Source organism: Nocardia sp. NPDC057455, from assembly GCF_042802775.1.
Classification (GTDB): domain Bacteria; phylum Actinomycetota; class Actinomycetes; order Mycobacteriales; family Mycobacteriaceae; genus Nocardia.
In genome coordinates this window covers 38953-63657 of sequence record NZ_JBHVDM010000018.1, presented here as the reverse complement: position 1 = coordinate 63657, position 24705 = coordinate 38953, and the positions used below count along the sequence as shown (strand labels likewise).

Genomic DNA, 24705 nt, shown 5'->3' with positions numbered 1-24705 from the left:
CATGAGGTATCGCAAACAACTGGCGCTCGTCGCCGTCGCGATCGCCGCACTGCTGACGGCCACCGGATGCCGGGACTCGCGCACCATTCCGATGGCCGACGGCCGGCCGCAGATCACCATCATGGTGGGCGGACTGGAGAAGGTGATCTACCTGCCCGCTGTGCTCACCCGGCAACTCGGCTTCTTCGAGCGCAACGACATCGACGTGCAACTGCTCGGCGAGCAGTCCGGCGCCACCGCCGAGACCGCGTTGCTCACCGGCGATGTGCAGGGTGTGGTGGGGTTCTACGACCACACCATCGACTTGCAGGCCAAGGACCAGTGCATCCGCTCGGTGGTGCAGATGTCCGATGTGCCGGGTGAGGTGGAACTGGTGTCGAAGGCGGACACGGACATCACTTCGGTCGCCGACCTGCGCGGCAGGAAACTGGGCGTGACCTCGCTCGGTTCCTCGACCGACTTCCTCACCCAGGCACTCACCGGCCAGGAGGGTATGACCACCGCCGAGTACACCCGGGTGAAAGTCGGTGCCGGACAGACCTTCATCGCGGGCATGAACCACGACGGCATCGACGCGGGCATGACCACCGATCCCACCGTGGCGCAGATGGTGAACTCCGGCGAGGCGCGGATCCTGGTCGACATGCGCACCGAGGCGGGTACCAGGGCCGCGCTCGGCGGACTGTACCCGGCGACGTCGCTGTACATGAACTGCGCGACGATCGACGCCCACCCGGACATCGTGCGCAAACTCGCCGCCGCGTTCGTGCAGACGCTGCAATGGATTCGGACGCATACGCCCGAGGAGATCGCCGCGAAGATGCCGCCGCAGTACGCGAGCGCGGGCAAGGACCTCTACGTCCAGTCGATCCGCGACTCCATCGGCATGTTCAACGGTGACGGCTTGATGAAACCCGAAGGCGCACAGAACGTGCTGAATATTCTCGGCAAGTACTCGAAGAACGTGCGTCCCGTGCGCGACCGCATCGACCTGTCCGAGACCTACACCACGCAGTTCGTGGAGGAGGCGTTGCGCACGCCGCGACAGTAGCGCGCGAGTCGTCGCCACGTCCGAGCCGCCCGGGACCCAGACGTTCTCGGGCGGCTCGCGGCCGGCCGCCCGTCGGTGGGCTGTCCGGCCGGATCAGCAGGGGACAGGAGAAGCGGCAGCCATACGCTCGCCGCTGCGGGGTCAATGCTCGAAGACGCTCACGTCGCCGGGTTCGGTCTCGAGCGCCTGCCGGTCGAATTTCAGCAGGGCGAGGAAGAACAGACCGCCCACGAGAAGCAATGCGGCCACGATCACCACCGGGATCACCGCATCCTCGGGCGTCACCAGGACGAACAGTGCGACGGCAGACCACACCAGCGCGCCGACGGCGACCGGCAACTCGAAGCGCCCGAGGTCGAACGCTCCTTTCCTGCGGTCCAATCGTCGGCGCACCGCCAGGTAGAGGACGACCGTCGAGGCGTAGATGAGGGCAGGGAGGATCGTCGAGGCCGTGATCAGCTCCAGCAATGCGTCACCGGGCAGGGCGATCATCAGGACCACGCCCAAGAGGAAGATCAGGATCGTCGCCGGGACCGGCGTATGCGTGCGCGGGTCGACCCGGCGCATCAGCCGGTGGGCGGGGAAGCGCGCGTCGCGCGACATCGCGAATACCAGCCGTGAGCACGCGGCCAGCACCACCATTCCGGCGCCGAAGAACGCGAACGTGATCGCCGCCAGCAGTGTCCGTTCCATCACCGGACCGAACTGATCGCGCATGATCGCCGCGACCGGCGAGCCACTGGCGGTGATCCGGGGAATGTCGTCGATGGCGACGGTGAGCGCGATCAGGAACAGCAGCCCCAGCAACCCGGCGGCCACGACCGATCCCACGATCGCGCGCGGGACGCTGCGATGCGGGTCCTCGGCTTCCTCGGCGAGGTTTGCGGCCGCGTCGAAGCCGACCAGCGTGCCCAGGCCCATGAGCATCGCGAGCATCAATCCACCGCCCACGACGAAGTAATCGGGAGCGTTCTCGGTGATACCGCGCGAGGCGAGGTTGCCTGGGTCGCCGTTACCCGTGATCACCACCGCGACGACGAGCGCGATCGCCAGCACCACCACGAGCCCGAGTTCGAGCCCCACCGCGCTGGTGTTTATCACGCTGACGATGCGCGTCGACGCGATGGCCAGCACGGCCTGGATGAACAGCACCACGAGCGTGATCATCCGGGCGGTGCCTTCATCCGGCTCGATGCCCGCCAGTGGCATGAAGGCCTGACTCGCCAGCGCGTTGTCGACCGCCACCACGGCGATCGCCAGATAGCAGAAGGTCACCCAGCCGAACCACCAGCCGACCTTCGGGTTGGCCAGTCGCGAGGCCCACTGGTAGGAAGAGCCGCTGAGCGGGATGCGAGCCGCGAACTGCGCCACCACCAACGCCACCAGAGCCTGCCCCACCGCCGCGATGATCCAGAGCCAGATCCCCACCGGACCCGCGTTCTGCAACACATCGTCGTAGGTCGCGAAGATGCCGACCGCCACCGAGATGAACGCGAACGAGATCGCGAACACTTGGAAGGAGCCGAGTGTCCGGCTCAACTCCTGCTGGTAGCCACCGAGCTGGACGGAATCCTCGCCGGCGGGGGTCTGTGCCGAAGCTCGCGCCACTGCGCCACCTCACCTTCGATCAAAGGGGTGCACCGACCCTGGAGTCGATCGGGAAGCTCATCGGGATCAGAAATTGTGGCGACCGGTCTGCACCATGATCATCCCTCCTCACCTGCGCGATGTCACTGCTCCTTCGCGCGACTAAATTCCGCTACACCTGTTACCCGGCGAAGTGGTGCCGACACCCGATTCGCGGGTGATACCTGGGCGGATCGGGCGGACGTAGGAAGCCGATGTGCTTCTCAACTGTGGAGACACCGCACCATAGACCGACATGAGAGGTGGTCCCACAACTTCATGTACGCCACGGCGGCCGGGGTGCGCGTGCATTATCTGATCGGGTTCGTCGGGCTGATGTGCTTCCTGCTGCTGGCATGGTTGCCCAGTACCGACCGCCGTGCCGCCGCCGGACGGCTGCCGCGAATCGCTGTCCTGCTGATCGTGCAGATCGCGCTCGGTTTCCTACTGCTGAGAACCGGGATCGGGGCCACCGTGATCCGCGCGGTCAGCGACACCTTCGCCCACATCCTCGGCTATGCCGCCCAGGGCACGCGGTTCGTGTTCGGCGACCTGCCCAGCGTCGGCAGCAGCGGACCCGCATTCCTGTTCGCGGTGCTGATGCCGATCGTGCTCGTCTCCGCGCTGATCGGCATCTTGCAGCACCTGCGGGTGCTGCCGTTCATCATCAAGTACCTCGGCCTGCTGCTGGCGTGGGTGAGCGGCTTCGGCAAGATCGAATCCTTCAACGCGGTCGCCTCCGCCATCCTCGGTCAATCCGAGGTGTTCATCTCGCTGCGCGCCATGCTCGACGACATCCCGCCGCAGCGGATGTACACCCTGGCGGCCTCGGCGATGTCGACGGTGTCGGCGGGCATCCTCGGCGCCTACATGCTGCTCATCGACCCGAAATACGTGATCGCGGCCATCATGCTGAACATGCTGGGCGCTTTCGTGGTGTGCTCGCTGATCAACCCCTACGTGGTCACCGCCGCCGACGATGCCAGGCTGCTCGGCGAGGAGATCGCCGACAGCCGCAAGGCGCAATCGTTCTTCGAGATGCTCACCGAGTACATCCTGGTGGGTTTCAAGGTCGCCTTCACCGTCGCGGCGATGCTGATCGGATTCATCGCTCTGCTGGCCATGATCAACGGGATCTTCGCCGCGCTCTTCCACGGCACCACGTTCCAGGATCTGATGGGGCACATCTTCGCCCCCGGCGCGTGGCTGACCGGCGTTCCGTGGGACGAGGCGGCGGCCGCGGGCCGATTCATGGGCACCAAGCTGGTGTCCAACGAAGTGGTCGCCATGCAGGAGTTGAACCGGCAACACGGGGAGCTGTCCGACCGCACTGTCGCGATCGTGTCCACCTACCTGGTGTCGTTCGCGAATTTCTCCACCATCGCCATCGTCACCGGCGCGGTCCGCAGCCTCAGCGAGAAACAGGGCAGTGTCATCGCCCGCAACGGACTTCGCCTGCTCTACGGCGCCACTTTGGTCAGCTTCCTGTCCGCCACCATCGTGGGCTTCCTGGCCTAGGGCCACAGCACCGAGACCGTCGTCCGTCCCGATTCTTTCGCGTCTGCGCCTTCGCGGTACGTCTGGCCGGATCTGTGGGTTACGTGTCCTTGCGGACTCGGCCCGGCGGCTCGAGACTGGGTTCATGAAGGCAAGCGGTGACGTCGTGGTCGCGGTATCGGACGGGGTGCTGATGCTCGACGTCGCCGGACCGGTGCAGGTGCTGCACTGGGCCGGGCGCCGGATTCGCTTCGCCTCGCCCGACGGAACTCCGGTGCGCACCGACGTCGGGGTACCGCTCGGTGTCGACGGTGCGCTGGGCGAGCTGACCGGCTCGGTCGACACCCTGCTGGTGCCGGGATATCCGCCGGAGGACGACGTTCCGGCCGCGCTGGTGGACGCGGTGCGCGCGGTCGGCGGCGCGGCGCGTCGGGTGGCCTCGGTGTGTACCGGCGCGTTCGTGCTGGCCGAGGCCGGATTGCTGGACGGGCGGCGCGCCACCACGCATTGGCTGGCGTGTGCCGCACTGGCTCAGCGGTTTCCGCTCGTGCGGGTCGACGCCGACGCCATCTATCTGCGCGACGGCCCGATCACCACCTCGGCGGGCGTCACCGCGGGTATCGATATGGCACTGGCGCTGGTGGAGGAGGAGCACGGTGCCGAACTCGCGCGCACGCTGGCGAAACATCTCGTCGTGTTCCTGCACCGGCCCGGCGGCCAGTCGCAGTTCAGCGTGCGCACGAGCATTCCGACGCCGCGCGCCGACGGTCTGCGCCAGGTGGTCGACGCGGTGATCGCCGACCTGTGCGCCGACCACAGCCTGGCGGCCATGGCCGCCCGCGCCGCACTGAGCGAACGCCATCTCAGCCGCTTGTTCCGGCAGGAGATCGGCATGACACCAGGGCGTTACGTCAAGCAGGCCCGGCTGGAAGCCGCGCAGGCGCTGCTCGAATCCGGCGACGAACCGATGACGGCGGTCGCCCGGCGCAGCGGATTCGGGTCCGAGGAGACGATGCGCCGCACCTTCCTCGACCTGCTCGGCACCTCGCCGAGCGACTATCGCAGGCGCTTTCGCGCGTCCGCGAGCTGATCGCACCCTTCACTCACCAGGAGTACGACCATGTCCATGTCTCGTCGTTCCGCGCTGGGCGCGGGCATTGCCGCGAGCGCTTACGTCGCGTCGAAACCGGCTGCGGCACAGAATTTTCAAGTGAACTTTCCGTCTACCTCATTGGCGGAGAGAGCGAATCAACTCATCGCCGCCGAACTCTCCCCGATGCTGCGCAACCACAGCGTGCGTGGCTTCCTCTTCGGACGTGCGGTCGCCGAGCGACAAGGGCTGCGGCCCGGCGCCGACTACGACGAGGAGACCATGTATCTCATCTGCGCACTGCACGACCTCGGTTTGGCCGACAACGCGGGCGACGACCAGAGGTTCGAGGTCGACGGCGCCGATCGCGCCGCGCGATTCCTCGAGGACAACGGCGTCACCGACGCCAGGGTGGACACGATCTGGGACGCCATCGCCGCGCACACCACCGGGTTCACCGACTCGCCGGTCTGGCGCCGCCGCAGGCCGCCGGAAACCTGGATCGCGGTGGACGGGATCGGCGTCGACGTGGGCGGCGCGCCCGCCGACCTACCGCCCGGCTTCGCCGACCTGGTGCACGCCGCGTATCCGCGGCTGGGCGGTAGCCGCGCGCTCGGCGCGGCGATCGAAACCCAGGCCTTGGCGAATCCGCGGAAAGCGCCACCCGCGAGCCTCGCCGGTGTGATCGTCCAGCAGCGCCACCCCGAACTCCCGACGCTCACCTGGGACGCCATCGTGGCGATGAGCGGGTGGGGCGACTGACGGTTCAGCCGGTGGCTTCCTCGGCCGCCCGCAGTTCGGCCTTCCATTGCCGGAAGCCCTCCTCGGTGCGGCCGCGGCGCCAGTACCCGGAGATCGACGACGCCCACTCGGCCGGAACGCCGCGCTCCTTGCGGACATAGCGGCGCAGATCCTGCATGACCGCCTGCGCTTCGCCGTGGATGAACACCTGAACCTGTCCGGGCGCCCACGGCGCCGCACGGACGGTTTCGGCGAGCACTTCGCCGGGTGGCCGGACGCCGCGGTGCAGCCAGGTCAGCTCGATGCCGTCCGGCTTCTTCAACGGCAACTCGTCGTCCGGACCGGCGACCTCGACGAACGCCAGCCCGGTCGCCGCACCGGGCATAGCCTCGAGCGCTGCGGCGATGGCGGGCAGTGCCGCCTCGTCACCGGCCAGCAGATGCCAGTCGGCGTCCGGGCGCGGAGAGTATGCGCCGCCGGGGCCATACAGGTCGATGGTTTCGCCGGGCTCGACCGCGGCCGCCCACGGACCCGCGATGCCCTCCGCGCCGTGGTAGACGAAGTCCGCCGCGATCTCCCCGGCGACGGTGTCCACGGATCGGACGGTGTATGTGCGGACCACCTCGTCCCCGTCCTGCGGGAAGATGAACTTCACATACGAGTCGGTGAACTCGCTGGGCCGGAACGCGGCGAAGCCGGGGCCGCCGAGGTGCACCCGGATCAGGTGCGGGGTCAGCCATTCCGTGCGCTGCACCGTGAGGGTGGTGCGGGGACGTGCCAAGAGAACCTCCGATAAATGTTATTAGGATTGCCTTACTTACCCTACTCGTGTTCGGCTCAGGGTGCGGCCAACCGCTGACGGCGCGCCGCGCGGACGAAAGGATGATGCCCATGACGCAGTCCGTGCCGACACCGACCCACGCCGTGCAGCAGCGCTACCGCGACCCTCGACCGGTCGAGCCCGCGCAGTGGAACCAGGTCCTGCAAGTGCTGCACGAACATCGCTCGGTGCGCCGCTACCTGTCCGACCAGGTGCCCGATGCCACGCTGCGGCTGCTGATCTCCGCGGCGCAGTCCGCGCCGACCTCCTCGAATCTGCAGGTCTGGAGCGTCATCGCGGTGCGCGACCCGCAGCGCAAGGCACGTTTGGCGGCGCTCGCGGGCGACCAGGCCCACATCGTGCAAGCGCCGGTGCTGCTGGTCTGGACGGCTGATTTCGCCCGCCTGCGCCAGCTCGCCGAAGACCGGAGCGCGCCGCTGGAGGGCGCGGACTACCTCGAATCGAGCTACGTCGGCTTCATCGACGCCGCGCTCGCGGCGCAGAACGCGGTCGTGGCGGCGGAATCGCTCGGACTCGGCACCGTCTACATCGGCGCGCTGCGCAACAAGCCGGAAGAAGTCGCCGCCGAGCTGGGCCTGCCGCCGCAGGTCTTCGCCGTCTTCGGCTTGGTGGTCGGCCACCCCGACCCGGCCGAGGACGCACGGGTGAAGCCGCGCCTGCCGCAGGAGGCCGTCCTGCACCGGGAGACCTACGATCTGGACGCGCAGCGGGCGCACGTGGCCGAGTACGAGACCCGGATCGCGGACTTCTACGCGGAGCAACAGCTCGCGCATTCCTGGACCGACCGTGTGCTGGCCCGGCTGGCCTCGGCGGCGGCGCTCAACGGCAGGCACCGGCTGCGCGAATCGCTGACCAACCACGGCTTCCGGTTGCACTGACCCGCCTCACGCGGTGACCTTCTCGGTGAGCAGCTCGAACGATCGGGCGCGGTCATCGATGTCGTAGACCAGCGTGTTGATCATCAGCTCGTCGGCCCGCGTGCGCTCCAGCAGGTCTACGAGCTGGCCGCGCACCGTCTCCGGCGAGCCGAGCAGTTGCCCGGCCCGGCGCTGCCGGATGAACGTTCGCTCGTGCTCCGACGGGCGGAACGCGGCCGCTTCCTCCGGCGTGGCCAGCGCCTGCGGCGTGCCGCGCACCAGATTCAGGAAGGCCAGGTCGCGCGGACCGGCGAGGGCCTCGGCGCGCTCGTCGGTGTCGGCGCAGATCGCCGCGACCGCCACCATCGCGTGCGGGCGCTCCAGGCGCTCCGAAGGCCGGAAATGCTCGCGGTAGAGCGCGAGCGCCTGCTCGGTGCTGTCGGGGCTGATGTGATGCGCGAAGGCGAACGAGAGCCCGAGCACCGCGGCCACCTGGGCGCTGTAGCCGCTGGAACCCAGCAGCCAGATCTCCGGTTCCTCACCGCGACCCGGCGTCGCGGCGATGCCGCCGGGATCGGCGCCGCGGAAGAAGCCCAGCAAAGCGGCCAGTTCCTGGGGAAACGATTCCGCCGACAGTCCGTCCGCGCTCCGCCGCAGCGCGCGGGCGGTCGCCTGGTCGGTGCCCGGCGCGCGTCCGATGCCCAGGTCGATCCGGCCGGGATGCAGCGCGTGCAGGGTGCCGAACTGCTCGGCGACCACGAGCGGCGCGTGGTTGGGCAGCATCACCCCGCCGGAGCCGACCCGGATGGTCGAGGTCGCGGCGGCCAAGTGGGCCAGCAGCACGCTCGGCGCCGAGCTGGCGATACCGGGCATGTTGTGGTGCTCAGCGACCCAGAAGCGGTGGTAGCCCAAATCCTCGGTACGCCTGGCCAATTCGGTGGTCGCGTCCAGCCCCTCCCGGACGGTGCGGCCGGACTGCACCGGCGCCAGATCCAGTACGGACAGCGGGACGTCGATCATAAGGCTCCTCCACAGTGGCGATCTCCACTGCCAACGCCGCCCGTCTCCGGTGTATTTCGCCCGGCCGCCTCAGCCGCGTGCGATCATGCGGAAGACCTCGATGGTCTCCTGCTCGTCCTGGGTGGTGCCGTGGTCGCTGAGCTTGACGATGACGGTGCCGCTGGGCGGGTCCACGTAGACGTACTGGCCGTACACGCCGACGGCGGTGAGGTCGGCGCCGTCCCCGCCGGTCGGGTGCCACCATTGCGCGCTGTAGGGCCAGACGCCCACCTGGTGCGGTGCAGGCGTACGGATGCGTTCCACCCAGGCCGGCGGCACGATCTGCGCGTCGCCTGCCCGGCCGCCGTCCAGCACCAGCCGGCCGATCTTGGCGAAGTCGCGGGCGGTCGCGTTCAAGCAGCAGAACGCCTTTTCCTGGCCCCCGGAGCGATCGATGTTCCACAGCGCGTCGTCTTCTGCGCCGATCGGCGCCCAGATGTCGCGCTCCAGCAGCTCGGCCAGCGGCAGGCCTTCGACCCGCGCCAGCGCCATGCCCAGCAATTGGGTGTCCACGCTGCGGTACTCGCCCGCGCTGCCCGGAGGGAACCGCAGGCCGTGGTGGTCGTGGACGAATCCGGCCAGATCCTCGGTGAGGTACATCCGGGCGGTGCCCGTCAGCGGCAGATACTTGTTGTAGTTCTCCGATACGTCTACGCCGGAGGCCATGTCCAGCAGGTCGCGGATGGTGACGGTGTCGTACTCGCCGCCGGTGGTCAGCTCGGGCAGGATCTGCACCAAGCGGTCGTCCTCGGTAAGTTTCCCCGCCGCGACGGCTCGGCCGGTCAGCAGCGACACGATGGACTTCACCACCGACCACGAGGACTGGCGGGTGGTCGCGGTGAAGCCGTCGCGGTACCACTCGTGCGTCAAAGCGCCGTCGCGCAGGACGAGGAACGAATTGGTGTGCGTAATACCGAGGAAGTCGGCGATCGAGAGGTGCGAGCCCTTCCAGGGCACCTGGTCGGGCAGCGGCCGCGGTGCGATCGGCAGGGGACGCGGGGTGGGAGCGGCGGCCACCGTCCGGCTCTCGAACAGCGCGCCCTGCGCCGACGGCGGGTCGGTCAGCAGTCGCAGCAGCGTCGGCGGCGACGGGATGTGCAGGACGGCGGTCGTCGCGAACGCCGCGCCGACCGCGACGGCGACGATCGCGAACAGAACGACGACGGCGCGGAGCGCGGAGCGGCCGGGACGCGTGCGCCGGGGCGGTGCTTCGGTCATGACGAAAGTCCATCGGTAGGGGATCCGATGATGGCATGTCCGACGCCGGTCCGGTAGGTCCGGACGGCCCCTGCGGCCGGACCGGAGACGACGCGCGCGCGGGCGGGGCGGTAGCGTGACCACCCGAGCCGGGCCGGGCGTGCGATGATCCGACATCGTGTGTCCGGCCCACCGGCAGGCGACCGGCGCCGCTGCCGAGCGAGGGGAAGGACCGCAGTATGACAGCCTCCGACCGTCACCTTCAGGACGTGGAAGCCTCGGATCCAGCGGACGGCGGGGACTCGGAGGGGTATGCCCGGGGCCTGAGCCCACGCACCATTCAGATGATCGCCATCGGCGGCGCGATCGGCACCGGCCTGTTCTACGGCGCGGGCGGCGCGATCGAGCAAGCCGGTCCCGGTCTCATCCTCGCCTACCTCGCGGCGGGCCTGGCCATCTTCGTGATCATGCGGGCGCTCGGCGAATTGCTGACCTACCGGCCGATCTCGGGCAGTTTCGCCGAGTACGCGCACGAATTCCTCGGTCGCTTCGCCGGTTTCGTGACCGGCTGGTCGTACTGGGCGGTGTGGGTGGCCACCTGCATGGCCGAGATCACCGTGGCGGGCAAGTACGTGGAGTACTGGTTCGACATCGCGCCGTGGATCACCGCACTGGTCGTGCTCGCGGTGATGTTCTGCGCCAACTTGATCTCGGTGCGGTTGTTCGGCGAGGGCGAGTTCTGGTTCTCCACCATCAAGGTGACCGCGATCGTCGGCATGATCCTGCTCGGCATCGGCGTGTTGATGTTCGGTTTCGGTCACGCGCCCGACCCCACCGTCACCAATCTGTGGGCCGACGGGGGCGTGTTCCCCCACGGCCTCGGCCAGTCGCTGCTCGTGTTGCAGATCGTGCTGTTCGCCTACGTCGGTGTGGAATTGGTCGGCGTCACCGCCGGGGAGGCACGCGAGCCCCGCAAGACGCTGCGCAAGGCGATCAACACGCTTCCCTTCCGGATCGGCCTGTTCTACGTCGGCGCGCTCGTGGTGATCATGGCGGTGTCGAGCTGGCGCAACTTCCACGCGGGCAAGAGCCCGTTCGTGGAGGTCTTCGAGCAGATCGGCATCCCCGGCGCGGCGGGCATCGTCAACTTCGTGCTGCTCACCGCCGCACTGTCGTCGTGCAACTCGGGGATCTACTCGACCGGCCGGATGCTGCGCACACTGTCGCTGCGCGGCGAGGCGCCCGCCCGGTTGAGCAAGCTGAGCGCGAACGCGGTGCCCTACACCGGGATCACCGCGTCGGCGGCGGCGATGGTGATCGGCGTGGTGGTCAACATCATCTCCCCGGACAAGGCCTTCGCGTACATCACCTCGGTGTCGACCATCGGCATCATCTTCGTCTGGGGCGTCATCCTGGTCTGCCACCTGCTCTACCGCGCCAAGGTCGCCCGCGGGGAGCTGCCCGCGAGCGACTACCGGCTGCCCGCAGCGCCTTACACCACCGTGCTGGCGTTGGCGTTCCTCGCGCTGGTGGTCGTGCTGCTGCTGTTCACCGACAGCGGGCGCACCGCGATCGTCGTCGGCGCGGTGTGGGCGGTGCTGGTGTCGGCCGGGTACCTCGCGCTGCGCAAGGTCGGTAGCTTCAGCACCGCGACCGACCCCGTGCACACCAGCTGACGAGCGGTCTCCGCTAGGCGGCCGCGAAAAGCGCGACAGCGCCGACCGTCTCCACCACGCCGTAGAACCAGGTCGGGTAGAAGGCCGTCCGCTCATCGAGCACGGCGGACGCCACCCGGCCGACGGCCATGCCCGCCAGCGCCGCGCCGACCGCGACCATGATCCCGCCGCGCAGCGAACCGAGGTCCGTCGCGGCCACCGCGAGCACGGCCGCCATCGCGAGGCCGAAGCCGCCGTAGACGGCGCGCACTTCGTAGCGGGCGCTCGCCTCGGTGAGCCGGACGCCGAACGGCCGGATCAGCGCGGTGGGCGCGGCGAGTGCGTACACGCCCATGCCGAGGAAGAAGACGCCGACGATCCCGCATACGGCCTGTGCCACTGCGACCTCCAGATTTTCGGTTCGGTTCGGGAAGCTCAGCTTGCGCCAGGGCCGGTGCCGGACGCTTCCGAAAACCCGCTGCCTCGAGTCGTGTCGTCCGCTTCGTCGGTGCATTCCTGGTCTGCGGGCCGCCCGGCATCGGTGCCACCCGGTTGCCGCCCACCTGTCCGGAGCGACCGGAGCACCTCGCGCCACTGTGTCCGAGCGCGGTGGGGGACCGACGGTCAGCCGGTCGCCGACCCCCGGGGCATCATCGCCGAAGCGACGAGCATGACCGCGGCCATCGCCGCGATCGTGACGAAGACCAGATGCACCGCCGAGGCCAGTGTGGCGGGCAGCGGATGGTCGGTGTGGCCGACCCGTGAGTTCACGATCGCACCGAATACGGCGACGCCCACCGCGCTGCCGAGCGAGCGCGCGAACATGTTGGCCGAGGTGACCACGCCACGTTCGGTCCACTCGGCACTGGTCTGCGCCGCGATCAGGGTCGGCGTCGCGACCAAGCCCATACCGGTGCCGATCACGAAGCACGACGCGGCGACCTGCCACAGCGCGGAGTGCTGCGTGATCAGCAGCGTGCTCGCGGCGCCGAGCGCCGCCAGACCGCTGCCGATCAGGGCCGTCGCGCGAAAGCCGATGCGCAGGTACACCTTGCCCGCTTGGGACGCGGCCAGCGGCCAGCCGAGGGTGAGCGCGCCGACGGTCAGTCCCGCGACCAGCGCGCCGGTGCCGAGCACACCCTGGGTGAAGGTGGGCACGTAAGAGGTCGCTCCGATCAGGACGGCGCCGATCAGGACCGACACCAGGCTGCTGGCGATCACCACGCGGCGGGTGAACACCCACAGCGGCAGGATCGGATTCCGCGCCTTGCGTTCGACCAGCCCGAACAGCACGAGCAGGAGCGCGCCGCCCACGAAGATCCCGACGCTGACCGGCGAGGTCCACGCCCACGCCTGGCCGCCTTCGAGCAGTCCGAGGATCAGCGCGCCCGCGCCGACGGTCAGCAGAGCGGCACCCAGATAGTCGACGCTCTGCCTGCGGCGCGGCGCGGCCTCGGCGAAATTGCGCACCAGCATCCATCCGGCCAGCGCGCAGAGCGGAAGGTTGATCAGGAAGATCCAGCGCCAGCTGACGTACTCGGCGAACAGGCCGCCCAGCAGCGGGCCCGCCACACTCGACATGGCCCACACGCTGGCCAGATATCCCTGGACCTTGGCGCGCTCCGACAGCGTGTACAAATCGCCCGCGATCGTCATCGTCATCGGCTGGATCGCTCCGGCGCCGATGCCCTGCACGGCGCGGAAGACGATCAGCCCGAGCATGCTGGTCGCCACCCCGCACAGCAGCGAACCCAGCGCGAACATCGCGATGCCGAACAAGATCACGGGTTTGCGGCCCACCGTGTCGGCGAGCTTGCCGTAGATCGGCACCGTCACCGCCTGCGCCAGCAGATAGATGGAGAACAACCATGGGAACTGCGCGAAGCCGCCGAGGCTGTCGGTGATGGTGAGTACCGCCGTGGCGATGACCGTCGAGTCGAGCGCGACCAGCGCGGTCGCCAGCATCAGGGAGCCGAGGATGGCGCCGCGCTCGGATCGAAGCCCCACGGCCGCCGTCACAGTCTCGGTCGCCACCGCGGCCCCTCTCGTTCGCCTGTCTAATCACCTCGAACGACCGTATCCGGCTCCCGGCTATTCCCGCACACGGATTTTTCGTGCTCGGCAGGGCTGCTCACCCGGCGGCGGTTGGTGAGCAGCCCTGCCGGTGCACCGGCGCGACCGTAGTCGTCGGTGGCCCGCGGCCCCGGGTCAGTGCGGCAGATCCGCCCCGGTCGGGGGCGGCTGCGCCTCCAGCACGGCGAGTTCCTCGTCGGTGAGCAGCCGCGAACGGATCAGGAAGCGCACTCCTTCGGGCGCTTCCAGGGAGAACCCGCTGCCTCGGCCCGGCACCACGTCGACGGTCAGATGGGTGTGCCGCCAATACTCGTACTGGTCGGCGCTCATCCAGAACGGAGTGTCCGCCGGGTGCCCCAGCAGCACGTCCGATGCGCCGACCCGGAATTCGCCGCGCGGGTAGCACATCGGTGCGCTGCCGTCACAGCAGCCGCCGGACTGATGGAACATCACCGGGCCGTGCTGCTCGATCAGTCGGCTCAGCAGTGCTCGCGCCGGTGCGGTGAACTCGACGCGGCCGACCGGATCCGGCATCAGAAGAATCCGAGCTTGTCCGGCGAGTAGCTGACCAGCAGGTTCTTGGTCTGCTGGTAGTGGTCGAGCATCATGCGGTGGTTCTCGCGCCCGATGCCGGACTTCTTGTACCCGCCGAAGGCGGCGTGCGCGGGGTAGGCGTGATAGCAGTTGGTCCACACCCGGCCCGCCTTGATCTGGCGGCCCAGGCGATAGGCGGCATTGATGTCGCGGGTCCACACTCCCGCTCCGAGTCCGTAGAGGGTGTCGTTGGCGATCTCCAGCGCCTCGTCGACGGAGTCGAACGTGGTCACCGACACGACCGGCCCGAAGATCTCCTCCTGGAAGATCCGCATGTCGTTGCGGCCGGAGAAGATCGTCGGCTCGACGTAGAAGCCGCCGGGGAACTCGTCGACCTTGCGCGGGCCGCCGCCGGTGAGCACCTCGGCGCCCTCCTGGCGGCCGATATCGATGTAGGACAGGATCTTCTCGAACTGGTCGTTGCTGGCCTGTGCGCCGATCATGGTCGCCTCGTCGAGCGGATTGCCGCTGCGGATGGCTTTGGTGCGTTCGATGCACCGGGCGATGAACTCGTCGTAGATCGAGGAGTGGATCAGCGCGCGGGACGGGCAGGTGCACACCTCGCCCTGGTTGAGGGCGAACATCACGAAGCCCTCCACCGCCTTGTCGAGGAATGCGTCGTCGGCGGCCATGATGTCGGGCAGGAAGATGTTGGGGCTCTTACCGCCCAGCTCGAGTGTGACCGGGATGATGTTCTCGCTGGCGTACTGCATGATCAGCCTGCCTGTGGTGGTCTCGCCGGTGAAGGCGACCTTGGCCACGCGTGGGCTTGCCGCCAGCGGCTTGCCCGCCTCGACGCCGAAACCGTTGACCACGTTGAGGACTCCCGGCGGCAGCAGATCGGCGATCAGTTCGACGACCTTCAGGATCGAGGCCGGGGTCTGCTCGGCGGGCTTGAGCACCACGGCGTTTCCCGCGGCGAGGGCGGGCGCGAGCTTCCAGGTGGCCATGAGGATCGGGAAGTTCCAGGGGATGATCTGCCCGACGACGCCGAGAGGTTCGTGGAAGTGGTAGGCGATCGTGTCGGCGTCGATCTCGCTGATGCCGCCTTCCTGGGCGCGGACCGCCCCGGCGAAGTAGCGGAAGTGATCGACCGCCAGTGGCAGGTCGGCGGCAAGCGTTTCGCGGACCGGCTTGCCGTTCTCCCAGGTTTCGGCCACGGCCAGGGCCTCGAGGTTGTCCTCGATCCGGTCGGCGATCTTGTTGAGGAGGTTGGCGCGCTCGGTGGTCGACGTGGCGCCCCACCCGTCGGCCGCCCGGTGTGCGGCATCCAAGGCCAGTTCGATGTCGGCGGCGGAGGACCGCGCCACCTCACAGAAGGTCTGGCCGTCCACCGGGGAGGGATTCTCGAAGTAGCGGCCTTCCACCGGGGCGGTCCACGCACCCCCGATGAAGTTGTCGTAGCGCGTGGCGAATTCGACGACGCTGCCCTCGGTTCCCGGCTTCGCGTAGCTCATGGCGGGTGACTCCTCGCTGGTTGCGGATGATGCACACGGCACGGCGGCCGTGATGCGGGTCACTATGCACCGCGAGGGTTGACGAAACGTTGAGGCGCGCGAGCTCAGTCGCGCAGCGCGCCGTGCAGCCGGGCGGCCGCGAGGGCACGACGCCCATCGCCCGGGGGAAGCAGGCGAAGCGCGTGTTCGTGGATCTCGATGTCGTGTGGGACGCGCTCGCCGTAACGCAGCGCGTGCTCGACGTTTCCGCTGGACAGCACCGCGGTACGCACGCCGACCTCCAGATACTCGCGCCACTGCACGATGCCGGGAGTGTCCGAGTCCGGCAGCAGCGGCCCGCGATACAGCTCGACCGCCGTGGCGGTGTCGCCCGTTTCGAGCGCCGCGAGCACGTCCACGGCGTCGCAGGACAGCGGGCTCACCAGCCGATAGACCCGGCTGGTGATGTCGCCGCCGGTGGCGCGCCGCAGGTAGGACATCTCGGACTTGAGCGTGCTCGTCCCGACCGGCCGGTCGCCGTACACCGCGAAGTGCAGGCGTTCGTGGGTGAACCCCTCGGGTTCGAGTGCCAGCAGGGCCAGGATCTCCAGGTGCCTCGGGCGTAGCCGCACGGGTGCGCCGTCGCGGATCAAGCGGGTGGCGCCGAGACAGGTCAGCCGTACACCCGGTGTGGCCATGCGGTGGTGCAGCTTGGTCTCGATGGCGGTGACCAGGGTACGGGCGGTGGACATGGCCAGCGGGTGCGCGCGATCCCAGGTGGTGGACAGGTCCAGCACGCCGAGCTGGCGACCGTCCGCGGCCCGGATCGGCGCGCAGTAGCAGACCCAGCCATGCAGGGCGGCGACCAGATGCTCGGCGGAGAACACGGTGTGCGGCCGCGCGGTGCGCAACGCCAGCGACAGCGCGTTCGTGCCCATGTGCGCCTCGTCCCATCGACCGCCCGGCGCGAAGTTGACCTGTTCGGCGCGGCGGCGCATCACCGGCCCGCCGTGTGACCACAGGATGGTGCCGGTCTCGTCGGTGATCGCCGCGACATAGCCCGCGCCTTCGGTGATGTCGCGCAATTGGTCGGTCAGTTCGGATACCGGTGTGCGCAAGGGAGACTCGGCCCAGCGGGCGGCGACATCGGCTTCGGCGCAGGGTGCGTGCTCGCACGCCGGATCCACGGTGCGCAACGACCGCAGCCACGATTGCGCGACCTCGCTGCGCAGCGCGGAATCACCCTGCGGTGTCCCGGCGGGTATCCATCGGGACCACTCTTGTTCCAGTGCAGCGCGTTGCTGCGAGAGGGAACTGCGCTGTGCCATCTCCGCGAATCCTGTGTCTTCGCTCCGATCGTCTCCGTGCCCTCCCATCATGCCCCAGCACAGCCGGGCATTCCGTTTCGGCTCGACGTCCACGGGTCGTGGACGAACGACGGTCGGACCGCAGCGTTCCCCTCGGCCGAGCGGCGCACGAAAGTACGCGGACGTCCAGGGAATCCCGGCGGTGCGACCGGCGATCGGTGTGCGGCCGTCCTTCGGGGGCCGCACACCGACTCTGCCGGTTACGGTGTGGAGAAACCGATCAGCGCACCGATGCCCGCCCCGATGGGAACGGTGACCAGCGCGCCGACCCCGCCGAGGAAGAAGCCGATCACGGCGCCGATGCCCGCGCCGATGATGGCGCCGACGCCGGCGTTGTACTGCTTGCGCGCGAGCGTTTCGTCCTCACCGACGAATTGGGTGAGGCGCTCGGTGGACGCGGGCGCGCCGACCGGCGTCACCGTGAGGGTGCGGCCGGCGTCGGTGATCGTGGGCGCCAGCCCGTGCGTCGCGCCGGTGGCCTGGAACGCCAGGGGCATGGTCGCGACGACCTGTCCCGCGCCGTTGCGCAGTTCGACCGCCCTGGCGTCGGCCGTCAACGCGAAGGTACCCGCGTCGAGGGTGGTGACCACCCCGGTGCCGTCGGCGGCGGGAGCCGAGGTGAAACCGATTCCTTGCTCGACGCCGTGCACGCTGACCTGCGCCGGTGCCGCGGGCTGTGCGTGCGCGACACCCGTCGCTATTCCGGTGGCTCCGACCGCCAGTAGGGCGGTTGCGGCGAATCTGTTGACTCTCATCGTTTTTCCCCACATAGTCGTGTCGGCCACGAGTGCCGACGAATCCCCAAGATGCCGGTTCTCGGCCCCACCCATTCTGGCCGCAGGGCTTTCGCGAAGCAATCGTTCTGCGAATTTCACGAAAAATCGGTGACGTGGCCGCAGCCGGTGCGCTGCTGAATTACGCACGGGCAGCGGTTGTTTCGCTGTCCGTTTCGGCCGAATTGCAGAATGTGTGCTGATTCCGCTGACGCCTTGCGGAATTCACGCGCCAGCGCCTGATATCTCTGGAAAATTCCAGCGTGGCAACCGGATCAGACGATTTCGTCGGCCGAGCGCTGCCGGGGTGCTGAGTTTACCGCGGCCCGGTTCGAGATCGGAGGGTGAACTTCGCCGCCCGGCCGGTCATTCGGCGCGAAGCCGCGATTCGCGGCCGCTGCGGGGGTTGCGGCACTCGATCCGGAGATCGCTTCGGTACGTGCGGCCACCGGGCTCGGGGAACGATTTCGATAGGCGCCAGATGATTCCGGGCCGCGCCTATGCGGAGCGCGGCCGCGTTCACGGCACCGGGTCGGTGGCGCGGAGCCGGAATCATCTGGCGTGCTGCGGGAGCGCTGCGCTCAGAACGCGCTACCGGTGCCGGGCAGCATCCAGGCGATGCCGGGCCAGATGCCGAACGGGCTGCCGTAGAAGCCGAACGGGTTGCCTCCGTAGCCGTAACCGCCCCAACCGCCGTAACCGCCCCAGCCGCCGTAACCGCCCCACCCGCCGTGGTGGCCCCAGCCGCCGTGGCGGTGCCAGCCGCCGTGGATCTCCTGAGCCTGGCTCGCCTGCGCGACCGTCGGCTGCTGCGCCATGGCGGGCGCGGCGACCGCGGCGACGGGGGTCAGTGCGAGCGCGGCGACCATCGCCACGCGGACAACCGCTCGCCGGGCGCGTCCGGTATCGACGTCGTGAATCATCGGTATTTCCTCACTTCGGTACGTCTTCGTCCGGTCGGTGACCGATTCCGAGGCCATCGACCCTATCTCACCGATGTATATCGTACCGTTGAACAACGGCGCATTCAATGTGGTGCGAACGTGCGAGAATTCGTTTCCGGAGCGTCGCCGCTCGTACCGTGCCGCCGCGCTGGGTACCGTCGGGGCAGCGGACCACCCGAAGGAGTCGACAGATGGCTACCAGCGCCGATGTGCTCACCGACGCCTACGAGCGGATCAAGGAGGTGGTGCACGAAGCGGTGGACGGGCTGGCGGATGACGAGCTCGCCCGCCGGGTCGATCCGGGTGCCAACTCGATCGCGTGGCTGATCTGGCATCTGACCCGCGTACAGGATGATCACCTGGCGGATGTGACCGGCGCCGAGCAGGTTTGGACCGCGCGGGGCTGGTACGACCGCTTCGATCTGCCCATCGACGCAGGAGCGACCGGCTACGGCGACCGCCCCGCCGACGTGGCCGTCATCAGGGCCTCGGCCGAATTGCTCACGGGCTACTACGACGCGGTGCACGAACAGACGCTGCGTTTCGTCCGGAAACTGGAGGACGGCGATCTGGACCGCGTCGTCGACATCCGGTGGGACCCACCGGTGACGCTGGGGGTACGGCTGATCAGCGTGCTCTCCGATGATCTGCAGCATGCGGGCCAAGCCGCGTTTTTGCGGGGAGTGCTGGAACGGACGGAATAACCGGCACCGGGAAGCCGCCCAGCCGTGCGCGGCTCTCGCTGTGACGTAGGTTGACCGCGCAAGCCGAATGTTCACAGAGAGTGCCGCCGTGGTCGTGAAGAGTGTTCTGGTCGGTGTCGCCGTACTCGTTCTCGTGGGCGTCGTCGTGCTCACGGTCGTCGGCGCCCACTGGTATGTATGGCGGCGCCTCGTGCGGGATACGACCGCGGCGGGGTCCCGCGCGCGGCGCGTCGGCACCGCCATCGTGTTGGCCGGGCCGCTCCTGCTGTTGGGCGCGACGGTCGCGGAACTGGCGTCCGCTCCGTTCGCGGTGGTCCGGATCATCGCCTGGCCCGGCTATCTGTGGGGCGCGTTGTTCGTGTACCTGCTGCTGGCGCTGGCGATCGGCGAGCCGATCCGGCTCTTGGCGCTGCGTCGGCTCGATCGGGGTGGAGCGGCACGGGACCCGGAGATTTCCGTCGTAAGCGGTTCCGTTCCGGACTCTCCTGTGGGGGGCGGTTCTGTGGCGGAGTCTTCCGTGGGGGGCGGTTCTGTGGCGGAGTCTTCTATGGGAAACCAATCCGCGCCGGAGTTTCGCGCGGCAAGCGAATCCGCGCCGGAGTCTCTCGTGGGGAGTGGCGCCGGACACGGGTTTCCTGTCAGGAGTGGCTCCCTGCTGGAGATTTCCACGGGAAGCGATCACGCGCAGAAGTCTCCTACGGAAAATGGGTCTACGCCGGAGTCCTCGACGGGAGCCGGATCCCCGCCGGACACGGCCGCTCCCGCCGTTCCTGCCGAGTTCTCGCCTGCCCGCCTACCGCGTCGCGTTTTCGTCTCGCGAGTGGTGGGCGGTGCCGCCGTCGCCGCCGCGGCGACCACCGTGGGCATCGGCGCCTACGGCGTCCTGGACGGGCCGACTGTCAAGCGTGTCGCCGTTCCGTTGGCGAAGTTGCCGCGCCGAGCCGACGGGTTCCGCATCGCGGTGGTCAGCGACGTGCATCTCGGCCCCATCCTGGGGCGCGGCTTCGCGGAGCGAGTGGTGCGGACCGTCAACGACACCCAACCCGACCTGATCGCGGTCGTCGGTGACCTGGTGGACGGCAGCGTCGAGCATCTCCGCTCGGCGGTCGAGCCGTTGGCCGGGCTGCGCGCCCGCCACGGCGCGTTCTTCGTGACCGGTAACCACGAGTACTTCTCCGGCGCCGAGCAATGGGTGGAACACGTCCAGGAACTCGGCATGCACCTGCTCGCGAACGCCCGTACCGAGCTGCCCGGATTCGACCTGGCGGGCGTGAACGACGTGCAGGGCGAACGAACCGGGCAGGGGCCGGACTTCGGCCGGGCGCTCGGTGACCGCGACCGCGCACGCACCGCCGTGCTGCTGGCGCATCAGCCCGTGCTGATCGAGGACGCGGTGGCGCACGGCGTCGATCTCCAGCTGTCCGGCCACACCCACGGCGGCCAGCTCTGGCCCGGCAATTACCTTGCCGGACTGGCGAATCCGACCGTAGCCGGGCTGGAGCGATACGGCGACACCCAGCTGTACGTCTCCCGGGGAGCCGGGGCGTGGGGTCCGCCGGTGCGGGTGGGCGCGCCATCGGACGTCACCGTCGTGGAACTGGTTTCGCTCCGGGCTTGACCGCGACTCTCCCGTCAGCCGAACAGTCCGCCCAGCACACCGCCGCTCTGGCCGGCTTCCTGTCCGCCGCCGGTACCTCCGACGAAGCCGCCGGGCGGCAGCTCCGACGGCTGCACGATGACGAAACCGCGTCCGGAGAACGACAGCGTCATGCCCTCGCCGGTACTGCGGCCCATCAGCCGACCCAGCCCGAACGAATCGTTGCGTTTGATGCCCGTCTGCAGGCTCGACGACCAGGCCACCGCCGCCTGTGGGTCGGCGTAGGTCGGCTGGTCGACATCGAGCACCACCGGCGTGCCGTGGGTAGTGATGGCGATGCGGCCGCGGCCGGTGAAAACGCAGTTGAACAGCCCGGCGTTGCTGGCGAATCCGGCGGCGCCCTGCACCATCCGGATGTCGTAGCGCAGGGTGGAATCGAAGGCGAGCACGTTGGCGCCGTTGATGGTGAGGCCGTCGGTGCCGTCCAAGTCGATGGTGTGCACGTCGGCGGCGCCGTTGGCGACGAACAGGTCCCCACGCCCGGACACCTTCATCAGCGGAACGCCCTCACCGGTCAGGCGCTGCTGGATCGCCCGGCCGATCCCACCCGCACCGAGCGCCTGGAACTGCAGATCGCCCTGGTAGGCGACCATCGATCCGGCGCGAGCCATGACCTCGCCGTTGACGGCCACCTTGATCATCTTGCCGCCCTGCTTCTGAATGCCTGCGCCGGTGACTTCGGCGTGGCTGGGGGCGAACAGTTCGCTCTGCATCGGCAGCGCTCCTTGCTGAGGTGAGTGCATCGGTGGTGGCGGTACCGCGGCGGCCGGCGCGGAATAGCCCGGTTGCGGTGGATAGGCAGGTTGGTGCGGCGGGGGAGATTGATACGCGGATGGCGCGGCAGGCGGGGCTGGTTGATATGCCGGTGCAGGCGGGGCTGGTTGATATGCCGGTGGGGGAGCCGCAGCGGGTGGCGCGGCAGGCGGGGCCGGCTCGTCATCGATGTTCACGCCGAAGGCCGTGGCGATTCCGGCCAGTCCGTTGTCGTACCCCTGCCCGACCGCACGTACCTTCCACGCGCCGCCGCGACGGTAGATCTCCACGCACACCACGGCGGTTTCGGTGCTCAGCCCCGTCATCGGGAAGGCGAGCGTGCCCGAGGAGGACGCGATGGTCGCGCGCAGCGAGCCCGCGGATGCGAAGGTGGGCGGGCCGCTGCCGTCCAGGCTCGCGGTGACGACGACGCGGTCCACGTCGCCGGGCAACGCGCCGGTCTGGATGTCCACCACGTCGCCCGTGCCCTGACCGTGCCGGTAGGCGACGCCCGGGGCGACCGGTTGATTGAAGAACACGAAATCGGCGTCGGAGCGCACCCGCCCCGCCGAATTCAGCAACAGCGCCGAGACGTCGACCGGAGCCGAGCAGGTCACGGTCACCGTCAGCCGGTCGCCAGGGGCGGGGCGGTTCTCACCGCGGGCGAGGTCGGTCACGGCAAGCCGTCCGATCCGCGGCGGCGCCGTCGGGTTGACATGCGATTCACGGGCTCCAGTGTGTCGCGCGTCCGCGGCGCGCGCCACAGGCACACCGGGCCGTGCGTCCACCAGACGCTTCGAGTCGGTGCGCCGGCCGGTCCATCGCCGTTATCGGGCACGTGACGTCCGTCGATCGGACGACCGATGCCCGCCGGGCGACGCGAGTCAGGCGCTGGCCCACTCCGGCGGCGCACGCCGATGGCGCGGCCCGTCTCGGCCGCCACAGTCCAGGGTTCGCGCCGCCCCGAGGTCGCGGCTGGGCATCGCGATGGCACTCTCGCGCATCCGGCCGGCTGCGGCGCCGAATCCCGTACGCGGGAGAGCCCGGCCGTGGCGACCGGGCTCTCGTCATGGATGGGTCAGAGGACTTCGGCGTACATGGTGCCGTCGAGGATGCCGAATTCGACCTGCCCGGGGAACAAGGGCAGGGCGCCGGTGGCGTGCTGGGTGTGGTTGAGCGCGATGGTCTCGGTGGCCCACCGGTGCAACGGCTCGGGTAGACGCAGGACCCGATGGTCGGTGCAGCGAACGTACGGATAGGTGAGCTCGCCGGGCCGGGCGAGCGGGTTGTGGATGTCGAGGGTGGCGATGTCCAGGACCAGGCCGGTGTGCTTGGCGGAGGCGACGGTCGGTGGCTGCAGTTCGATGTCGTCCATGACCGAAGACGGTAGCTCGAAGGATGCCCGAAGCGGGTGATTCCACGCGAATGTCCTTGCGTTTCCACGGGAAGTGGCGGGACGGCGAGGTTCAACGAATTGGGTGAACCCCACCGCTACCACCAGCGATCGCGGCAGGCTTGGGCATACCGATGCCGCGCCGGATGTCCCGGAGCCACCGGGACTGTGCCGAGCCTAAGTGACGCTGAACATTCGCGGGGCATTTCCGGGGAATCGGCGGATGTTGCCGCCCGGCCCGGATCCGGTGGCGACCGGTCGGTAACCGACGTCGGAATGTCCGATTCGCGGTGGTGCGGATTACGATGCCTGCGGCGTCGAAGAAGCTGTGCGCGTTGAGTATCCGGCACGGCGGTGTGCTATTCGGTTTTTCCTTCAGGAGGGTGGAAGAGTGCTCTACGTAGTCATTGCGGCCATTGTCGTCACGTTGTTGGCCGTGTCAGCCGTGGCGATGGTGTGGGATCCGCGCCGTCGTACGGAGTCGGACGAGTACGACTACGAGTACGGCATGGACGAGGACGGCGCCGCGCCGGACGACTATGCCCGGTCGGGCAGTGTCGAATGGCCGCGCAAAGAGAGCGTCTGACCTGTCACGGCCGTCCGGCAGGCGGTATACGGATCTGGTGCCCGGCCGAGTATGGCTGGGCACCAGTTCTTTTCAGCGATCTTCGCCCCGCTCGGCGGGGCCGGTCACTCCACCGTGAAGTCGCGCCACGACGCGTGCAGTCCCTGCCCGCGCAGTGACGTGCTGTGCCCGTCTTCGATCGGACGCAAGGTGATGATGCCGAAACCGATCTGCACCGTCTCCGGCAGCTGCGCCGCGCGGGTGATGTACACCGGGGCGTCGTCGACGTACCAGCCCGCGGTGCCCGCGGCCCGGTCGATCGTGACGGTGTAGCGGTGGAACTCGCCGGGCTTGATGTCGACGCCTGCCAGCGGCGCGTGCACCACGTGGGTGAACGCCTCCTCCGCCGGGACGACGCCCGGCACGAACAGCCGTTCGTGGATGGCATACGCGTGTCTACTGGTCACGATCAGGTCGAAGACCTGGGCGCTGCTCATATCGAGGACGTTGAACGCGGCGAATCCGTCCCGGTAGTCCTCGCCGGTCGCGCCGATGTTCTCCGCCGCCATCTCCACCGTGAAAGTCCGTGGACCGCGGCCGAGATCGAACGTTTCGGTCGACACGAGCAGATGCTTCGGGTTGTCCAGGATCTGGACCTCGGCGTGGGACCGGGTGAAGGCGTCGATCCGGACCGACACGGCGCCCTCGCCCACTTCGGTGCGAGCTGCCGGGTCGGCGTATCGCCAGCTCTGGCCGGGGCCGAGCGGGACTTCCAGGAAGCGCCACCGGTCCGCGCGGAGATCCGGTCCGTTCAGGTCGTCGTAAGTCATTG

General features: G+C 68.8%; 23 protein-coding genes. 9 read left to right on the top strand and 14 right to left on the bottom strand.

The window, feature by feature from the left end:
* Window position 1 precedes the first annotated feature (1 nt).
* Window positions 2–1051: an ABC transporter substrate-binding protein gene (locus tag ACFU5M_RS10395; RefSeq protein WP_379046987.1), complete on the top strand. Its 1050-nt coding sequence runs from the start codon at window positions 2–4 to the stop codon at window positions 1049–1051.
* A 141-nt stretch (window positions 1052–1192) separates the two neighbouring features.
* On the opposite strand, the gene ACFU5M_RS10390 is transcribed toward ACFU5M_RS10395, so the two are convergent.
* Window positions 1193–2659, bottom strand: coding sequence for an APC family permease (locus ACFU5M_RS10390; RefSeq protein WP_379046984.1), 1467 nt, complete (start codon window positions 2657–2659; stop codon window positions 1193–1195).
* A 297-nt stretch (window positions 2660–2956) separates the two neighbouring features.
* On the opposite strand from ACFU5M_RS10390, the gene ACFU5M_RS10385 reads away from it, so the two are divergent.
* The 3 genes from ACFU5M_RS10385 to ACFU5M_RS10375 all read left to right on the top strand — a co-directional run bounded on the left by ACFU5M_RS10385 (window position 2957) and on the right by ACFU5M_RS10375 (window position 6026).
* Window positions 2957–4195, top strand: coding sequence for a NupC/NupG family nucleoside CNT transporter (locus tag ACFU5M_RS10385; RefSeq protein ID WP_379046981.1), 1239 nt, complete (start codon window positions 2957–2959; stop codon window positions 4193–4195).
* A gap of 124 nt (window positions 4196–4319) precedes the next feature.
* Complete coding sequence (locus tag ACFU5M_RS10380; RefSeq protein ID WP_379046978.1) at window positions 4320–5264, top strand: GlxA family transcriptional regulator; 945 nt, start codon at window positions 4320–4322, stop codon at window positions 5262–5264.
* 30 nt (window positions 5265–5294) lie between these two features.
* Window positions 5295–6026 carry an HD domain-containing protein gene (locus ACFU5M_RS10375; protein ID WP_379046975.1) on the top strand — a complete coding sequence of 244 codons (732 nt, stop codon included), beginning with the start codon at window positions 5295–5297 and terminating at the stop codon, window positions 6024–6026.
* Window positions 6027–6030: 4 nt separating this feature from the next.
* Here the strand turns inward: ACFU5M_RS10375 and ACFU5M_RS10370 are convergent, their stop codons facing one another.
* Window positions 6031–6786, bottom strand: a complete 756-nt coding sequence (locus tag ACFU5M_RS10370; RefSeq protein ID WP_379046972.1) for a siderophore-interacting protein — start codon at window positions 6784–6786, stop codon at window positions 6031–6033.
* Window positions 6787–6896: 110 nt separating this feature from the next.
* On the opposite strand from ACFU5M_RS10370, the gene ACFU5M_RS10365 reads away from it, so the two are divergent.
* Window positions 6897–7724: an NADPH-dependent oxidoreductase gene (locus tag ACFU5M_RS10365; RefSeq protein WP_379046969.1), complete on the top strand. Its 828-nt coding sequence runs from the start codon at window positions 6897–6899 to the stop codon at window positions 7722–7724.
* A 6-nt stretch (window positions 7725–7730) separates the two neighbouring features.
* Here ACFU5M_RS10365 and ACFU5M_RS10360 read toward each other — a convergent pair whose 3' ends face one another.
* Together ACFU5M_RS10360 and ACFU5M_RS10355 are read right to left on the bottom strand one after the other, a co-directional pair.
* On the bottom strand, window positions 7731–8723 hold the full coding sequence (locus ACFU5M_RS10360; RefSeq protein WP_379046966.1) for an LLM class flavin-dependent oxidoreductase: 993 nt from the start codon (window positions 8721–8723) through the stop codon (window positions 7731–7733).
* Window positions 8724–8792: 69 nt separating this feature from the next.
* The gene (locus ACFU5M_RS10355; RefSeq protein WP_379046963.1) at window positions 8793–9980 is read right to left on the bottom strand and encodes a serine hydrolase; all 1188 of its coding nucleotides are present in this window, start codon (window positions 9978–9980) and stop codon (window positions 8793–8795) included.
* A gap of 218 nt (window positions 9981–10198) precedes the next feature.
* Between ACFU5M_RS10355 and ACFU5M_RS10350 the strand changes: the two genes are divergently transcribed.
* Complete coding sequence (locus ACFU5M_RS10350) at window positions 10199–11635, top strand: amino acid permease (RefSeq protein WP_379046960.1); 1437 nt, start codon at window positions 10199–10201, stop codon at window positions 11633–11635.
* A 13-nt stretch (window positions 11636–11648) separates the two neighbouring features.
* Here ACFU5M_RS10350 and ACFU5M_RS10345 read toward each other — a convergent pair whose 3' ends face one another.
* From ACFU5M_RS10345 to ACFU5M_RS10315, 7 genes are all read right to left on the bottom strand, one after another.
* Window positions 11649–12014 (bottom strand): DUF4345 family protein, encoded by a 366-nt coding sequence (locus ACFU5M_RS10345; protein ID WP_379046957.1) that lies wholly within the window; start codon window positions 12012–12014, stop codon window positions 11649–11651.
* 224 nt (window positions 12015–12238) lie between these two features.
* Window positions 12239–13648 (bottom strand): MDR family MFS transporter, encoded by a 1410-nt coding sequence (locus ACFU5M_RS10340; protein ID WP_379046954.1) that lies wholly within the window; start codon window positions 13646–13648, stop codon window positions 12239–12241.
* 174 nt (window positions 13649–13822) lie between these two features.
* Complete coding sequence (locus tag ACFU5M_RS10335) at window positions 13823–14221, bottom strand: DUF779 domain-containing protein (protein WP_379046951.1); 399 nt, start codon at window positions 14219–14221, stop codon at window positions 13823–13825.
* Window positions 14221–15738 (bottom strand): aldehyde dehydrogenase family protein, encoded by a 1518-nt coding sequence (locus ACFU5M_RS10330; RefSeq protein WP_379046948.1) that lies wholly within the window; start codon window positions 15736–15738, stop codon window positions 14221–14223. The genes ACFU5M_RS10335 and ACFU5M_RS10330 overlap by 1 nt, the downstream gene beginning before the upstream one ends.
* 104 nt (window positions 15739–15842) lie before the next feature.
* The gene (locus ACFU5M_RS10325; RefSeq protein WP_379046945.1) at window positions 15843–17045 is read right to left on the bottom strand and encodes a transcriptional regulator; all 1203 of its coding nucleotides are present in this window, start codon (window positions 17043–17045) and stop codon (window positions 15843–15845) included.
* A 239-nt stretch (window positions 17046–17284) separates the two neighbouring features.
* Window positions 17285–17839 carry a hypothetical protein gene (locus ACFU5M_RS10320; protein ID WP_379046942.1) on the bottom strand — a complete coding sequence of 185 codons (555 nt, stop codon included), beginning with the start codon at window positions 17837–17839 and terminating at the stop codon, window positions 17285–17287.
* Between the two features lie 599 nt (window positions 17840–18438).
* Entirely contained in the window at window positions 18439–18780 is a 342-nt protein-coding gene (locus ACFU5M_RS10315; protein WP_379046939.1) for a hypothetical protein, read from the bottom strand.
* Between the two features lie 212 nt (window positions 18781–18992).
* Between ACFU5M_RS10315 and ACFU5M_RS10310 the strand changes: the two genes are divergently transcribed.
* Entirely contained in the window at window positions 18993–19505 is a 513-nt protein-coding gene (locus tag ACFU5M_RS10310) for a DUF664 domain-containing protein (RefSeq protein WP_379046936.1), read from the top strand.
* Window positions 19506–19593: 88 nt separating this feature from the next.
* The gene (locus tag ACFU5M_RS10305) at window positions 19594–21123 is read left to right on the top strand and encodes a metallophosphoesterase (RefSeq protein ID WP_379046933.1); all 1530 of its coding nucleotides are present in this window, start codon (window positions 19594–19596) and stop codon (window positions 21121–21123) included.
* Window positions 21124–21137: 14 nt separating this feature from the next.
* Here ACFU5M_RS10305 and ACFU5M_RS10300 read toward each other — a convergent pair whose 3' ends face one another.
* The gene (locus tag ACFU5M_RS10300; protein WP_379046930.1) at window positions 21138–22592 is read right to left on the bottom strand and encodes an AIM24 family protein; all 1455 of its coding nucleotides are present in this window, start codon (window positions 22590–22592) and stop codon (window positions 21138–21140) included.
* A 401-nt stretch (window positions 22593–22993) separates the two neighbouring features.
* Window positions 22994–23290, bottom strand: coding sequence for a hypothetical protein (locus ACFU5M_RS10295; RefSeq protein ID WP_043704450.1), 297 nt, complete (start codon window positions 23288–23290; stop codon window positions 22994–22996).
* Between the two features lie 409 nt (window positions 23291–23699).
* On the opposite strand from ACFU5M_RS10295, the gene ACFU5M_RS10290 reads away from it, so the two are divergent.
* Window positions 23700–23894: a hypothetical protein gene (locus ACFU5M_RS10290; RefSeq protein WP_379046927.1), complete on the top strand. Its 195-nt coding sequence runs from the start codon at window positions 23700–23702 to the stop codon at window positions 23892–23894.
* A gap of 104 nt (window positions 23895–23998) precedes the next feature.
* Here the strand turns inward: ACFU5M_RS10290 and ACFU5M_RS10285 are convergent, their stop codons facing one another.
* A complete protein-coding gene (locus ACFU5M_RS10285; protein ID WP_379046924.1) occupies window positions 23999–24703 on the bottom strand; it encodes a DUF6081 family protein in 705 nt (234 codons plus the stop codon).
* Window positions 24704–24705 lie beyond the last annotated feature (2 nt).